Source organism: Aureimonas sp. Leaf427 (assembly GCF_001425485.1).
GTDB lineage: Bacteria > Pseudomonadota > Alphaproteobacteria > Rhizobiales > Rhizobiaceae > Plantimonas.
This window is the reverse complement of the sequence record NZ_LMQW01000051.1, coordinates 1-14,669: the sequence shown is the minus strand read 5'-3', so window position 1 is coordinate 14,669 and position 14,669 is coordinate 1. Positions and strand designations below refer to the sequence as shown.

13 protein-coding genes are annotated in these 14,669 nt (G+C 68.1%); 7 read left to right on the top strand and 6 right to left on the bottom strand.

Annotation, left to right across the window (positions count from 1 at the left end; genetic code table 11):
- Positions 1 to 2: 2 nt before the first annotated feature.
- From ASG62_RS20885 to ASG62_RS20875, 3 genes are all read right to left on the bottom strand, one after another.
- Positions 3 to 581, bottom strand: a complete 579-nt coding sequence (locus tag ASG62_RS20885; RefSeq protein WP_056689836.1) for a response regulator — start codon at positions 579 to 581, stop codon at positions 3 to 5.
- A complete protein-coding gene (locus ASG62_RS20880) occupies positions 578 to 2,398 on the bottom strand; it encodes an ATP-binding protein (protein ID WP_056689832.1) in 1,821 nt (606 codons plus the stop codon). The genes ASG62_RS20885 and ASG62_RS20880 overlap by 4 nt, the downstream gene beginning before the upstream one ends.
- A 70-nt stretch (positions 2,399 to 2,468) precedes the next feature.
- A complete protein-coding gene (locus ASG62_RS20875; protein WP_056689829.1) occupies positions 2,469 to 3,494 on the bottom strand; it encodes a DUF808 domain-containing protein in 1,026 nt (341 codons plus the stop codon).
- A 264-nt stretch (positions 3,495 to 3,758) separates the two neighbouring features.
- Here ASG62_RS20875 and ASG62_RS20870 point away from each other — a divergent pair, with 264 nt between their 5' ends.
- The 4 genes from ASG62_RS20870 to ASG62_RS20855 all read left to right on the top strand — a co-directional run bounded on the left by ASG62_RS20870 (position 3,759) and on the right by ASG62_RS20855 (position 7,803).
- Positions 3,759 to 4,769, top strand: a complete 1,011-nt coding sequence (locus ASG62_RS20870) for a sulfate ABC transporter substrate-binding protein (protein WP_056689826.1) — start codon at positions 3,759 to 3,761, stop codon at positions 4,767 to 4,769.
- Between the two features lie 217 nt (positions 4,770 to 4,986).
- Positions 4,987 to 5,862: a sulfate ABC transporter permease subunit CysT gene (gene cysT, locus ASG62_RS20865; protein ID WP_056689823.1), complete on the top strand. Its 876-nt coding sequence runs from the start codon at positions 4,987 to 4,989 to the stop codon at positions 5,860 to 5,862.
- On the top strand, positions 5,852 to 6,727 hold the full coding sequence (gene cysW / locus ASG62_RS20860; protein ID WP_056689820.1) for a sulfate ABC transporter permease subunit CysW: 876 nt from the start codon (positions 5,852 to 5,854) through the stop codon (positions 6,725 to 6,727). Before cysT ends, cysW begins: the two co-directional genes overlap by 11 nt.
- A gap of 14 nt (positions 6,728 to 6,741) precedes the next feature.
- Positions 6,742 to 7,803: a sulfate/molybdate ABC transporter ATP-binding protein gene (locus tag ASG62_RS20855; protein ID WP_056689817.1), complete on the top strand. Its 1,062-nt coding sequence runs from the start codon at positions 6,742 to 6,744 to the stop codon at positions 7,801 to 7,803.
- Between the two features lie 127 nt (positions 7,804 to 7,930).
- On the opposite strand, the gene ASG62_RS20850 is transcribed toward ASG62_RS20855, so the two are convergent.
- Positions 7,931 to 8,116 carry a hypothetical protein gene (locus ASG62_RS20850; RefSeq protein ID WP_056689814.1) on the bottom strand — a complete coding sequence of 62 codons (186 nt, stop codon included), beginning with the start codon at positions 8,114 to 8,116 and terminating at the stop codon, positions 7,931 to 7,933.
- Between the two features lie 51 nt (positions 8,117 to 8,167).
- The gene (locus ASG62_RS20845; protein WP_056689811.1) at positions 8,168 to 8,608 is read right to left on the bottom strand and encodes a DUF1810 domain-containing protein; all 441 of its coding nucleotides are present in this window, start codon (positions 8,606 to 8,608) and stop codon (positions 8,168 to 8,170) included.
- Positions 8,609 to 8,757: 149 nt separating this feature from the next.
- Here ASG62_RS20845 and ASG62_RS20840 point away from each other — a divergent pair, with 149 nt between their 5' ends.
- On the top strand, positions 8,758 to 10,530 hold the full coding sequence (locus ASG62_RS20840; RefSeq protein ID WP_056690729.1) for a cation:proton antiporter: 1,773 nt from the start codon (positions 8,758 to 8,760) through the stop codon (positions 10,528 to 10,530).
- 179 nt (positions 10,531 to 10,709) lie between these two features.
- A complete protein-coding gene (locus ASG62_RS20835; RefSeq protein WP_056689808.1) occupies positions 10,710 to 11,576 on the top strand; it encodes a helix-turn-helix domain-containing protein in 867 nt (288 codons plus the stop codon).
- On the opposite strand, the gene ASG62_RS20830 is transcribed toward ASG62_RS20835, so the two are convergent.
- On the bottom strand, positions 11,569 to 12,546 hold the full coding sequence (locus tag ASG62_RS20830; RefSeq protein WP_056689805.1) for a fatty acid desaturase: 978 nt from the start codon (positions 12,544 to 12,546) through the stop codon (positions 11,569 to 11,571). The two genes, ASG62_RS20835 and ASG62_RS20830, sit on opposite strands and share 8 nt — an antisense overlap.
- Positions 12,547 to 12,941: 395 nt before the next feature.
- On the opposite strand from ASG62_RS20830, the gene hutH reads away from it, so the two are divergent.
- On the top strand, positions 12,942 to 14,471 hold the full coding sequence (gene hutH / locus ASG62_RS20825; protein ID WP_056689802.1) for a histidine ammonia-lyase: 1,530 nt from the start codon (positions 12,942 to 12,944) through the stop codon (positions 14,469 to 14,471).
- Positions 14,472 to 14,669 lie beyond the last annotated feature (198 nt).

The window sequence follows — 14,669 nt, the reverse complement described above, 5'->3', positions numbered from 1 at the left end:
GCCTAGCTCGCGACGAGCTTGGCGTTCAGCGCCTCCAGTTCCGCGATGCGGCGCGCCAGCTCCTCGGCGAGGCCGAGATCGGAGGACCAGCGCTCCGACAGGGCGGACGCCATCTGGCGAAGCTCGTCGGCGTCGAACGGCTTGACGATGTAGAAGACGTGGCGCGCGCTGCCGGTGGCGGCCCCGATATCGGCCGGCCGGTGATCGGAATAGCCGGTGACGATGACGAGATTGACATGCGCGTCGAGGATGCGGATGCGGCGCGCGGCCTCCAGCCCGTCGATGCCGGGCGGCATGCGCATGTCGAGGAAGACGACGCCGTAGGGCCGTCCCTCCGAGAGAGCGGTTTCCACCGCGCGCACGGCCTCCTCGCCCTGCCGGCAATAGGTGATCTCGTTGATCGGCGCACGCGCGGCGCTCTCCTCGGGCGCCCCGAAGAGTTCCCGGGAGAGGGCGTCCATCTCGCCGCCGGGCGTCTCGGGTTCGGCCGTCAGTCCGTCGAGCACGCGCCGATAGGCTTCGTGAACATGGGCGTCGTCGTCGACGACGAGGACCCGGCGGAGGCGTCGATGTCCGGTCATGCAGCGACCCTCTCTTCGAGATCGGCGACCGGCAGGGTCAGGCACAGCGTCGCGCCCTCCCCGCGACCGCGGCTTTCGGCGCGAAGGCCGCCGCCCATAGCCCGCGCCGCATTGGCGCACCAGTGAAGCCCGAGACCGCCGGTCCGATCGCGGCGCGTGGAAAAGCCCTTGCGGAAGATCGCCTCGATGTCGGCCTCAAGGATGCCGTCTCCGTTGTCCGTCACGTCGATCCGGATGGCGGGCCTTCCGTCGATTTCGGCCGGGCCCGTCGTCAGCTCGATCCGCCCCGCGCGCGGCCCCGCCGCCTCGATGGCCTGAACGGCGTTGACGACGAGATTGTCGAGGATCTGGTCGATCACGACGCGATGCCCGAGAGCCGCAGGGCCGGGATGCACGGTCGCGATCGCCGTCAGATCGGGCCGGTCTCCGAGGCGCCGGACGGTGCGCGTCAGGGCATCGGCCAGATCCACCGGTTCGGGGACACGGTCGGTCTGGGCGAGACGGTCCTCCTCGCGCAGGATCTCTTCCACATGCTGCAGCCTTTCGCCCATCAGCTGCAGGTCGCCCTGCCGGGCGCCGCTGGCCTTCAGCGCCTCGCGCGCCGACAGGACGAGCAGTCCCTGCAGCTTGGCGGTCCGCGCGGCATCGACGCCGTCGCGGCCTAGCTCGTCCAGGACGCGCGCCATGTTGGTCCGCCAGCCGGCGCTCTCGCGACGTTCGAGGTCCCAGGCCATCGCGGCGATGGGACTGACGGCATTGCGGATGTTGTGCAGAAGGCCCGCCGCCTGATCGGCCGCGCCGTGCCTGTAATCGCTGCGTCGAAGCTCGCTTCGCAAATCGGCCAGTTGCTCGGCCATGCGGTTGAACGAGGCGATCGTCTCGCTCAGCTCGTCGGCAGCCCCGTCCTGCGGCATGGGATCGAGATCGCCGGATGCCGCGACTTGGCCCAGATGGGCGCGCATCCGCTCGATCCGCTGCACGGCGATCCGGCGAATGGCGAGGCTGAGGCAGACGAGGATGGCCAGCATCGAGACGAACATCAGGCCGCTCGCCCACCAGATCGCCGTCTGGCCGGCCGCGACGTTGCGGCGCGTCGTCGTCGTCACCAGCTCGGCCACGGGCCGGCCGTCGAGGGAGGTCAGGGTCCGGCGCGTCTCGATGAAGGTCGGCTCGCGAAGGAAGGCGGGCCTAGCCTCGGCGCCGGGCTCGGCCGGGTCCAGGCGGAATTTGACCTTCGTCATGGCATTGAGGTCCGCGACGTCGATCTTCCGACCGAAGAGAATCGCGCCTCGGGTGCCGGCCGGCCCGCCGAAGCGCGCATAGCCGATGGCGACGGGACCTTGATCGACGAGAACGAGGCCCGATCCGGCGCCCGCCTTGCCGGGATCGCCTTTCAGAACAGCCGCGAGGGAACGGGTTGCCAGCGGGAGCGACGTCTCGCCGGGGATGACGCTCCCCGTGCCGTCGAGGCTTGCAGAGACCGTGATCCGGCCATCGGCACCGAGGACGGCAGCATAGTCGAGCCCGAGCGCCTTCATCGCCTCGGGGCCGGGCGCCTCCTTCATGGGTCCAGCCGCCTGCGAGCCCTGGCCCGCACCGCCGGCGATCGCGGCCGCGTAGAAGGCCGCTGCGTCGGCGATCCGCTCCTCAGCGGCTTCGATGGCCTCCAACGCGCGGCCTTCGTTGCGTTCGCTCGCGGCTTCTTCGAGTTTGTAGAAAAGCGGCATGATGGTCGTCTGGACGACGATGGCATTCACGCCGGCCGCCGCCACCATCGCGGCAACGAGCGTCAGGTTGATCTTCTTGACGATGCGCATTCAGTGCGTCTCCAGCTTCCGCCGGAGACATTACCCAAAGGCAATTAAAACGACGTTGCAATCGGAAGCTTCAGTGAGCGTCTGTCTTGCCGCCGCCAGCCGTGTCGGACGTGTGCGACCGTTGGCCGGTGACCGCCTTCCAGATCGGAGCGATGACCCGCGAGACGACCGGGATCAGCGCGCCGCCGACGACGAGGCCGACGAGGCCGGCTCCGGCGGCCGTCACCAGCCATTCGAGGATCGCGGTGAGCGCGGGGATCGCGGCGCCGATCGAGACGGCGACGCCGTGGATCGCATGCTCGATGCCGGCGAAGCCGTAGGTCGCCAGACCGTGGACGATGATTCCGCCGCCGACCCAGATCATGGCCGCCGTGCCGACCACGCCGAGAAGCTTCAGGAAATAGGGCATGCCAAGGACGAGCCCCCGGCCGACGCCGCGCCACAGCCCGGCGAGAGCGGACGTGGACCGGCTGGCGGCCATGGCGACGCCGACATCGTCGGCCTTAACGATCAGCGCGACGCCGCCATAGACGACGACCGTGATGCCGATGCCGACGACGGCGAGCACGATCGCCTCCATCCAGATCGAGCTGTCGGGAACGCTGGCGAGCGTGATCGCCATGATCTCGGCGGAGAGGATGAAGTCGGTCTTGATGGCGCTCGCCACCTTCTCGTCCTCCAGCGTCTGCGGATTGATCGCGACGGAGCCGATCTTGGCCTCGTGCGCCTCGGCCTTGTGCGGCACGATCCACTCGTAGACCTTCTCAGTGCCCTCGTAGCAGAGATAGGCGCCGCCCAGCATCAGCAGCGGCGTGATCGCCCAGGGCGCGAAGACGCTGAAGGCGAGCGCGGCGGGCAGGAGGAAGACCAGCTTGTTCTTGAGCGAGCCGAGCGCGATGCGCCAGACGATCGGTAGCTCGCGGGCGGGCTCGAACCCGGTGACGTAGCGCGGCGTCACGGCGGCATCGTCGATCACGACGCCGGCCGCCTTCGCTCCGGCCTTGGCGGCCTGCCCGGCGATATCGTCCAGCGACGCGGCGGCGACCCTGGCCAGGGCCGCGACATCGTCGAGGAGCGCGATCAGTCCAATGCTCAAGGGCCTAGTCCTTCCGGTTCGTATGCCGTCACTGCTTAGCAACCGGGGGGACGGGAGGGAACGCGCAAAACCGGCAAGCCCAGCGAAGATTCGGCTCAGCGAGCGGTCGAACCCTATCGCGGATGCAAGCGCACCGGGAACGATTGCCCCCGATGGCCGCGATCGACGCGCATGGTTTTGCGTTCTCTCGCCGGCCGATTGACAGGAGGCGGTGGGGCACCGACGATCGGCCTACTAATTCAGTCGACTGAATGGAGAGCCGACGTGTTCCGCAAAACTGCCTTCGCCCTCGGGTTCGCCCTTCTCGCCTCGTCTTCGGCCCTGGCCCAGACGACCCTTCTCAACGTCTCCTACGACCCGACGCGAGAGCTTTACCGCGACTTCAACCAAGCCTTCTCCAAGCATCTCGAAGCCGGCGGCAAGGAGGCCGTCGCCGTCCAGATGTCGCATGGCGGATCGGGCGCGCAGGCCCGCACCGTCATCGACGGTCTCGACGCCGACGTCGTGACGCTGGCGCTCGAAGCCGACATCAACGCCATCGCGGAGAAGACCGGCAAGATCCCGGCCGACTGGCGCGGCAAGCTGCCCAACAACTCGGCGCCCTACACGTCGACCATCGTCTTCCTCGTGCGCAAGGACAATCCGAAGGCGATCAAGGACTGGGGCGATCTCGTCAAGGACGGCATCCAGGTCATCACGCCGAACCCGAAAACCTCGGGCGGCGCGCGCTGGAACTATCTGGCCGCCTGGGCCTACGCCAACAAGGCCTTCGGCAACGACGAGGCCAAGACCAAGGAGTTCGTCGGCAAGCTCTATCGCAACGTGCCCGTGCTCGACACCGGCGCGCGCGGCTCGACCACGACCTTCGTCCAGCGCGGCATCGGCGACGTGCTGCTCGCCTGGGAGAACGAGGCGTTCCTGGCCATCGAGGAGCTCGGCCCCGACCAGTTCGAGATCGTCGTGCCGACCATCTCGGTCCTCGCCGAGCCGCCAGTCGCGCTGGTCGACGGCAATGTCGACAAGAAGGGCACGCGCGAGGTCGCGACCGAATATCTGAACTACCTCTACTCCCCGGAGGGCCAGACCATCGCGGCCAAGCACTTCTATCGTCCGGCCGAGCCCGATGAAGTGACGGACAAGGCGCTGCTCGATCGCTTCCCCAAGGTCGAGCTCGTGTCGATCGACGACGCGCAGTTCGGCGGCTGGAAGAAGGCGCAGCCGGCCCACTTCGCCGATGGCGGGATCTTCGACGAGATCTACAAGCCCGCCAACTGATCACCCTCCTCGCCTCGCCCATTCGGCGAAGCTTGATGTGAAGAGCGGACGCAGGCGCGGCAGCGCGCTTGCGTCCGTGGCATATGCGAGCCAGTAGAGACGCCACCGGCGTTTTTAGAACGCTTCGCGATTTCGATACCCAGCCGCGTTCGCGACCCTCGTCCCGCAAAGGCGCGCGAGCGCACAACGACGATCCACGAAAGGCCTGCCGCACGTCATGACGGGACGCTTCGCCCTCAAGCGACCGAGCGTCGTGCCCGGTTTCGGGCTCGCCTTCGGATTCACGCTCTTCTACCTCGCCCTCGTCGTCCTCATTCCGCTCGGCGCCCTCGTGCTGCGCGCGGCGGGCCTCGGGTTCGGCGATTTCCTGGCGCTGGCGTCGGACCGACGGGTGCTCTCCGCGCTCTGGCTCTCCTTCTCCGCCTCGCTGGCGGCGGCGGCCATCAACGCGGTCTTCGGCCTTCTCGTCGCCTGGGTGCTGGTGCGCTACCGCTTTCCCGGCCGGCGGCTCGTGGATGCCGCGATCGACCTTCCCTTCGCGCTGCCGACCGCCGTCGCCGGCATCGCGCTGACCGCGCTCTACGCGCCGAACGGCTGGGTCGGACAGGCCTTCGCGCCCTCCGGCATCTTCGGCTTCCTCTTCGGGCCGCAGGGCCTTCGCATCGCCTATACGCCGCTCGGCGTCGTCGTGGCGCTGACCTTCGTCTCGCTGCCCTTCGTGGTGCGCACGGTCCAGCCGGTTCTGGAAGAGGTGGACGCCGAACTCGAACAGGCCGCGGCCACGCTCGGCGCCAACCGCTTCCAGACCGTGACGCGCGTCGTCCTGCCGATCGTCATGCCCTCGCTCGTCACCGGCTTCGCGCTCGCGCTCGCCCGGGCGGTCGGCGAATACGGCTCGGTGATCTTCATCGCCGGCAACATTCCCTACGTCTCGGAAATCGCGCCGCTCATCATCGTCATCCGGCTGGAGGAGTTCAACTATGCGGGCGCGACCGCGGTGGCGGCGATGATGCTGACGATCTCCTTCGCCATGCTTCTCGTCATCAACCTTCTCCAAGCCTGGAGCCGGAGGCGCTACGGCCATGCCAGCTGACACAGCCACCGCCAAGATCCCCCGCCCGGTCACGACCGAGAGCCCGCTCGTGAAGTGGGTGCTGATCTCGATCGCGCTCCTCTTCCTCGGCTTCTTCCTCTTCCTGCCGCTCGTCGCGGTCTTCGTGGAAGCCTTCCGCAACGGCGTTTCGGCCTATTTCTCGGCGCTGGCCGAGCCCGACGCGCTGGCCGCGATCCGGTTGACGCTGATCGTCGCGGCGATCTCCGTGCCGCTGAACGTCGTCTTCGGTCTTGCCGCCGCCTGGGCGGTCGCCAAGTTCGACTTCAAGGGCAAGAGCCTTCTCATCACGCTGATCGACCTGCCGTTCTCGGTCTCGCCGGTCATTGCCGGCCTGATCTTCGTGCTTCTCTTCGGCGCACAGGGCTATCTGTCGACGCTGGTGGCGGCGAGCGGCGTGAAGATCGTCTTCGCCATTCCCGGCATCGTGCTCGCCACGATCTTCGTGACGCTGCCCTTCGTCGCGCGCGAGCTGATCCCGCTGATGCAGGAACAGGGGACCGGCGACGAGGAGGCGGCCGTCTCGCTCGGCGCATCCGGCTGGAGCACGTTCCGGCGCGTGACGCTGCCCAACGTGAAGTGGGCGCTCCTCTACGGCGTCCTTCTCTGCAACGCCCGCGCCATGGGCGAGTTCGGGGCGGTGTCGGTGATCTCCGGGCGCATCCGGGGCGTCACGAACACGATGCCGCTGCATGTGGAGATTCTCTACAACGAGTACGCCTTCTCCGCCGCCTTCGCGGTGGCGACCCTCCTCGCCTTCCTCGCCTTCGTGACGCTCGGCTTCAAGGCCCTGCTCGAAGCGCGCTACTCCGGCGACATCGCCGCCACCGGCCGCGCCGGCCACTGAACGGATCAGACACCATGGATATCGGCGTCAGGAACATCCGCAAGGAGTTCGACCGCTACCCCGCCCTCCACGACGTCTCGCTCGACATCCGATCGGGCGAGCTGATCGCGCTGCTCGGCCCCTCCGGCTCCGGCAAGACGACGCTGCTGCGGCTGATCGCGGGCCTCGAGTTTCCGACCAGCGGCACCATCCACTTCGGCTCGGACGATGCCTCGACCAAGAGCGTGCAGGAGCGGAACGTCGGCTTCGTGTTCCAGCACTATGCGCTGTTCAAGCACATGACGGTCGCCGAGAATATCGGCTTCGGCCTCTCCGTGCGGCCGCGCGGGCAGCGCCCTCCGGCAGCCGAGATCCGCCGCAAGGCCGCCGAGCTGCTCGATCTCGTCCAGCTCGGCGGTCTCGGCAAGCGCTATCCGGCCCAGCTCTCCGGCGGCCAGCGCCAGCGCGTGGCACTGGCGCGGGCGCTGGCGATAGAGCCGCGCGTCCTTCTTCTCGACGAGCCCTTCGGCGCGCTCGACGCCAAGGTGCGCAAGGAACTGCGCCGTTGGCTGCGCGAGCTGCACGACCGCACGGGCCACACGACCGTCTTCGTCACGCACGACCAGGAGGAGGCGCTGGAGCTGGCCGACCGGGTTGTCGTGATGAGCCAGGGCCGGATCGAGCAGGTGGGCGGAGCCGACGACATCTACGACCGCCCCGCCTCGCCCTTCGTCTTCTCCTTCATCGGCGCGTCCAACGCGCTTCCCGTCGTCGTCTCGAACGGAGAGGCCCTCTATCGGGGCCATGCGCTCGGGTCCGGGCTCGGCCAGGGAACGGCGGACGGGCCGGCCAAGCTCTACGCGCGCCCCCACGACATGGAAGTGGCGACGCCCGGGCCGGGCGCCTTGGGCGGAACCGTCACGCTGTCGCGCCGCGCCGGCGGCTCGCGTATTCTGGAGCTGGCTCTCGACGAGACGGGCGAGCGCATCGAGGTCGATGTGCCCGCCGAGACGGGGTTCGATCCCGCCAAGGGTGCGTCCGTCGCGGTGCGCCCCCGCAAGGCCCGCCTCTTCCGGGACGAACAGACGGGCGCCTGAGCGCCCGCCTCCATCTTCATACCGGCGGCCCGACCTTCGTCCGGTCGAAGGTCAGGGCGTTTAGGCGTCAGCTGCTGCGCGCCGGTCGGCACGGGATAGCGGCGATCCTATTCCAGGGCCGCTGGCATCAGAGCGTCTCGGGAGCGGGCTCGGCCTGATCGGCGGGATCTTTCGGGATGCCGCCCGGCGCCTCCGCCCGTTCTTCATCGTCCGCCAGCTCTTCCAGCGCCTCCATCTCGTCGATGACGCCGTCCTCGATCATGCTCTTTCGATCGCGAATTTCCGGCGGAAGGTCTTCGATGGTGCTCGACATGGTATTTCTCCCTTACATTCATCGGGAGAACGGGCCGGCGGGCGCGAAGGTTCACGCTCCCGCGCCTCGCGCGGCCTCCGCATCGATCCGCCGCAGCGTCGCCTCGTCGGCCTCGCCGCCGTAGAAGACCGCGAGAGCCTTCGCAAAGATCGGCTCCGCCGGATCGGCGGCAGCAAAGAGCGTCATCGAGGAGCGGAACTTCAGGTCGTCCGGCGAGCCGAAGATGGCATTCGCCGTTTTGCCGGGGTGGGCGAGAACGAGCCGCGTCGCCTCGATCAGCCGCGCTCCGAGCTCGGGATGGGCGAGATAGGCCCGCGCCTCCTCGCGGGACGCGAGGGCATAGAAGCGCGCGGTCGGGCTGTTGCCGAGCCCCGCGATCTGCGGAAAAACGAACCACATCCAGTGGCTGACCTTCCGGCCGGCGGCGAGTTCCTGCCGAACGGCGGCGAGAACCCGGTCCTGCGCTTCGACGAAGCGATCGAGATCGGCCACGGGCGCGTCCTCCTCGGCAACCGCGACGGTTTGCCGTTCCGGGTGGAATGTGGTTCGAAAGAACGGTCGGGCGAGATCGCAGGCGCGAGAGAATCGGCGCGGCGGTGCGGCATGGCCTGCGACGGATCGAGACGAACGGGAGCGAGAGGCTGCACGATACCCAACTCATCGCCACGATCGCCGTCGGCTTCGTGCTCGCCTTCGTCTTCGGCTATCTGGCGAGCCGGCTGAAGCTGCCGCCGCTGGTCGGCTATCTCGTCGCCGGCATCTTCGCGGGACCGTTCACGCCGGGGCTCCAGGCGGACGTCCAGTTGGCCGGGCAGCTCGCCGAGATCGGCGTCATCCTCCTGATGTTCGGCGTCGGCCTGCATTTCTCGATCCAGGACCTGATGGCCGTGCGCTGCGTCGCCATTCCCGGCGCGATCGGCCAGATCCTGCTCGCGACGCTTCTCGGCATGGGGCTCGCGCATCTCTTCGGCTGGTCGCTCGGCGGTGGCATCGTCTTCGGGCTCAGCCTCTCCGTCGCCTCGACGGTGGTGCTTCTGAAGGCGCTGGAGGAAAGCAACCTCCTCGACACGCCGAAGGGCCGCGTCGCCGTCGGCTGGCTGATCGTGGAAGACCTCGCCATGGTTCTGGCGCTCGTTCTTCTGCCGGCCTTTTCCGGTCTGCTCGGCGGGGCGGAGGAGGTCGCGGGCCATGCTGCGGCCGGCGCGAGCGAGGCCTCGCTCGTCTGGACGCTCGCCGTCACGCTCGGCAAGGTCGCCGCCTTCGTCGCGCTCGCCATCCTCATCGGCCCCCGCGTGGTGCCCTGGCTCCTCGCCGAGGTCGCGCGCACCGGATCGCGCGAGCTCTTCACGCTCTCGGTGCTCGCCATCGCGCTCGGCATCGCCTTCGGCTCGGCGAAGGTCTTCGGCGTGTCCTTCGCGCTCGGCGCCTTCTTCGCGGGCGTCGTCCTCTCGGAATCCCATTTCAGCCATCGTGCGGCGCGCGATTCTCTGCCGTTGCAGGATGCGTTCTCGGTTCTGTTCTTCGTCTCCGTCGGCATGCTCTTCGATCCGACGATCATCCTGCGCCAGCCGCTGGAGGTTCTGGCGACGCTCGCCATCGTCATGCTCGGCAAGGGCGTGATCGCGCTCGGCATCGTCCTCGTGCTCGGCTATCCCGTGGGACTCGGGCTCGGCGTCGCGGCCAGCCTCGCGCAGATCGGCGAGTTCTCCTTCATCCTCGCCGGGCTCGGCCTGTCGCTTGGCCTTCTGCCGGACGAGGGACACGACCTGATCCTCGCCGCCGCGATCCTTTCCATCACGCTCAATCCCCTCGCCTTCCAGGCCGCGAACGCGCTTCGCACCTTGGTGCGGGAAAAGGGCTCGCCGAGGCTGCTCGCGCATGGACAGGCCGGCTTTGCCGCGCTCGACGCGGAGCTTGCCGCCAACCGCCGGCGCAACGAGGAGAAGGGCGCGGCCCGCGCGCTCGAACTGAAGTCGCTTCTCGACACGTTTCCGGTGCTTGCCCCCGTCGGCGAGGACGAGCAGGAGGAGCTTCTCCTTCTCTTCCAGCCACGCCGCGCGACGCCCGGCACCCGCGTCATCCGGCGCGGCGACCGGGCGGACGGGATGTATTTCATCGCGGCCGGCCGGGTCGAGGTCGAAGTGCCCGGCGGCAATGTCGATCTCTCCGCCGGCGCCTTCTTCGGCGAGATGGCGCTGCTCACGGGCTCGCGCCGCACCGCCGACGTGACGGCGACCGACTATTGCGAGTTCCTGATGCTGGAGCGTCGCGACTTCTCGCTCTTCATGTCGCGCCATCCGCAGGTACGCGCAGCCGTCAAAGCGATGGCGGCCGAGCGCCTGGAGCGCAACCGCCGGAGCGCCGAGGGCGGCGAGACGGAGCTGGACCCCGCCGAGGCATCGGCCGCGACGTAGGGCGACAGCGATGCGGTCGGCGGGACCGCCAATGCGGCCCCGCCGACCCCGGAAGCTTCGGACGGATCTACGGGCTTTTCGGCCAGAAAATTGCGGGTGCGCGAACGCGCCCTATCGAGCGATGTCGAATGCGATGATAGGACCACATTCGTTTCGCGAACGAACATCCGGGTGATGCCATGCCACATCAGCAGACGGGAAAGCGGCCGACGGCGGCTGAGAGCTTCCGCACCCGTCTCGGCCTCGTCATCGAGCGCACGGGGATGCGGCCGGCCGCCTTCTCGCGCTTTGCACAGGTGGATCGGTCGACGCTCTCGCAGCTTCTCGCCGCCGACAGCCCGCGCCTGCCCCGTGCCGATACGCTGATCGCGATCGCCACGGCCTGCCACGTCTCGGTCGACTGGCTGCTCGGCCTCAGCCAGCGCGAGGAGGTGGGCGCCGAGATCATCGAGGCCATGCTGCAGATCGAGCCGCACGAGCGCTCGCCGATCGACGAGCGCTTCGTCGCCTGGCTGCGGGAAGCGGAGGGCTATCGCATCCGCACCGTGCCGGAGAACCTACCGGATTTTCTGAAGACGGAGGACGTGTTGCGCTTCGAGTACCGGTCCGCCGCCTTCGGCTCGCCGGACTCGGCGGTCGGCGCGGTCGGCGCGCGGCTCGATCTGATGCGCCGGCCGGACAGCGAGCTCGAAATCGCCGCCGCCGTGCAGTCCTTCATCACGCTCGCCCATGGCAGCGGAAAGTGGGAGGGCCTGCCGCTCGCCATGCGCATCGAGCAGATCGAGCACCTGAAGCATCTCTATTCGGAGCTGTATCCGAGCCTTCGCATCTACGGCTACACGCTGAGCGAGGTCTATTCGAGCCCGTTCACGGTGTTCGGGCCGAAGCGCGTCGCGCTGTTTCTCGGCACGAGCTATCTCGTGCTGAACGCCGTCGAGCATGTGCGCCTGTTCGGCCGGCGCTTCGACGAGCTGATCCGGCTCGCCGTCATCCAGCCGCACCAGATCGAAGGCTTCCTCGACGATCTCCTCACGGAGATCAGGTGAGGAGAAGGTTGTCCGCCGGCAGGGAGGCCGCCTCCCGCGCCGGGGCCGGATGGCGCCTTACGGGATGCACGACGCTGTCATGCGAGGCGAAGAGGAATCTTCGGAAGACCTCGCCATAGCCGTCGTAGACATGGCCGCCATTCTCCAGAAGCAGCCGCGCGCGGTTCTCGCGATACCAGGCGGGGATCTCGTACCAGGGCATGGCGGGCCGCTCGTGATGGACCGCGTGCAGGTTGTTGTGAAGGAAGAGTAGCCCGAAGACCGTGCTGTTCTCCACGATCGCCGTACGCTCGGCGACGCCGTCGGCCGCCTTGTGTTCGGCGAAGGAGCGGATCAGCAGCAGCGAGACCGACGGGTAGATCACCGCCAGGATGTAGAAGCCGAGATCGATGCGGCAGACGAGCACGATCCAGGCGACGACCGGCACGGTCCAGAGAACATGCTCGGCCCAGATGCGGCGCGTCAGGCGGTCCCGGTCGCGGATCTTGGCGGCTTCCTCGCCGAGGAAATGGAGGATCATCCAGGCGGGGCCGAGGACGAGGCGCCCGGCCAGCGTCTTCTGCGCCGTCAGCATCCAGCGGCCGAGAGGGCCGAGGCGCGTCCAGTCCTCGGGCGTCAGATAGCGTGATTCCGGGTCGTCCAGCGGGTCGGTCAAGCGGTCGTCGCGATGGTGGCTGAGATGGGAAAGGCGATAGGTCTCGTAGGGCAGCCAGAGCGAGAGCGGCACCATGCCGAGCATGCGGTTGAATCCGCGCGAGCGCGTGGGATGGCCGTGGAGGATCTCGTGCTGGAGCGAACTCTGCCAGGCGACGAGCCAGGTCGCGACGGCAGCGAAGAGCCACCACGGCATGGAATCGTGCCAGAAGGTCACGGCGAGAAACCCGCCATAGATGAGGCCGGCGAGCGCGAGGGTCGGGCCCTCGACCGCCCGGCGCCTTGCCGCCTTCGGCCGTCCGTTCTGGCTTTTCACGGCTTCGATCCCCTGTCAGACTTCGGTCGTTCCCCGCTTTCATGAGAGCGCCGCCGGGACCGCCGCATCAAGGATCGTGATGCGTCACTACGCCGCGTATCGATACAAATATCCTAAGAACGATGATAATATCGCGCTTTGCTACCTTTTCATCGAAAAGCGACAAAGAAATACGTATGCGTCCTTACGATATGACGTCGCGATAGGCCGCTGGCGTCGGAAGGAAGGGTCCGCAGTCGTCTGTCAGACTGACGTTGGAGGCTGGCGCGATCCGTATCGAAGAAGGGTCGGCTCCGGCGGCACGATCGGTTATGAGGGGAGGCTCGTCCGTTTTGCCGCCGTCTCGGCGGGCGGGAGGAAGAGCCCTCTGTCCCAGACCGTTCTCGGAGACCCGCATGACCCTCGTTCTCGTTCCCGGCGCCGTGACGCTCGAAATCCTCGAGGGGATCTATCGGGGCGACGAGCCGGTGCGGCTCGATCCCGCCTGCCGGCCGGCCGTGGAAGCGGCGGCACGACGGATCGCGGAGATCGCGGCGGGCGATGCCGCCGTCTACGGCATCAACACGGGCTTCGGAAAGCTCGCGAGCGTGCGTATCGCGCCGGGCGACGTCGAGACGCTCCAGCGCAATCTCATCCTCTCCCATTGCTGCGGCGTCGGCGCGCCGCTGGAGCGCGGCGTCGTCCGGCTGATCATGGCGACCAAGCTTCTCTCGCTCGGCCACGGCGCTTCCGGCGTGCGGCCCGAGATCGTGGCGCTGATCGAGGCGATGCTGGAGGCCGACATCCTGCCGGTCATTCCCGGCCAGGGCTCGGTCGGAGCCTCCGGTGATCTCGCACCCCTCGCCCATATGGCGGCCGCGATGATCGGCGAAGGCGAGGTGATTTCGGACGGCGAGCGCATGGGCTCGCGCGCCGCGCTGGAGGCCGCGGGCCTCGCGCCGGTCGTGCTCGCGGCCAAGGAGGGGCTTGCCCTGATCAACGGCACGCAGGTCTCGACCGCGCTGGCGCTGGCGGGCCTCTTCCGCGCGATGCGGGCCTTCCAGGCCTCGCTCGTCACCGGCGCGCTTTCGACGGACGCCGCCATGGGCTCCTCCGCGCCCTTCCACGCCGAGATTCACACGCTTCGCGGCCATCGCGGCCAGATCGATGCCGGCGCGGCGCTTCGGGCCTTGCTGGCGGGCTCGGCCATCCGCGACAGCCATCTCGACGGCGACGAGCGCGTGCAGGACCCCTATTGCCTGCGCTGCCAGCCGCAGGTCGGCGGCGCCTGTCTCGACATTCTGCGCCAGGCCGGACGCACGCTGGAGATCGAGGCGAACGCGGTGACGGACAATCCGCTCGTCCTGTCGGACGGCACGGTCGTCTCCGGCGGCAATTTCCACGCCGAGCCCGTCGCCTTCGCGGCCGATACGATCGCGCTCGCCATCTGCGAGATCGGCTCGATCGCCCAGCGGCGCATCGCGCTTCTCGTCGATCCGACGCTCTCCTTCGGCCTGCCCGCCTTCCTCGCCCGCAAGCCCGGCCTCAACTCCGGCCTGATGATCGCGGAAGTGACCTCGGCCGCCTTGATGAGCGAAAACAAGCAGATGGCGCATCCGGCCTCGGTCGATTCGACGCCGACCTCCGCCAATCAGGAGGATCACGTCTCCATGGCCTGCCATGGCGCACGGCGGCTTCTCGCGATGACCGAGAACCTCTTCGCCATCATCGGCATCGAGGCGGTGACGGCGGCCGAAGGCATCGACCACCGCGCGCCGCTTCAGACGGGGTCGGAGCTTCTGAAGGCGCTCGGCGTGATCCGCGGCGTGATCCAGCCGCTTGTGTCGGACCGCTACATGGCGGGCGATCTGGCGGTGGCAGGAGAGCTCGTGCGGTCGGGCACGCTGACGAAGGTCGTCTCGGCCGGCGTTCTGCCGGCTCTCTGAGGGCGGCACTCACGGTGTGACTCGATGAAGGATTTCGCGTTCGTTATGGCGTGATTCACTGCCGCGCCCTACGAGCGGGATACGACGATGGCGCATGGCCTGCCGATCATGACGGACGTTGCGAGCCCTTTGGAGTTGCGTCGGTTTGCCAAGTGGGAGCCGCACGGCCCACGGTGCAACCGATGCTGACCGTCGCCA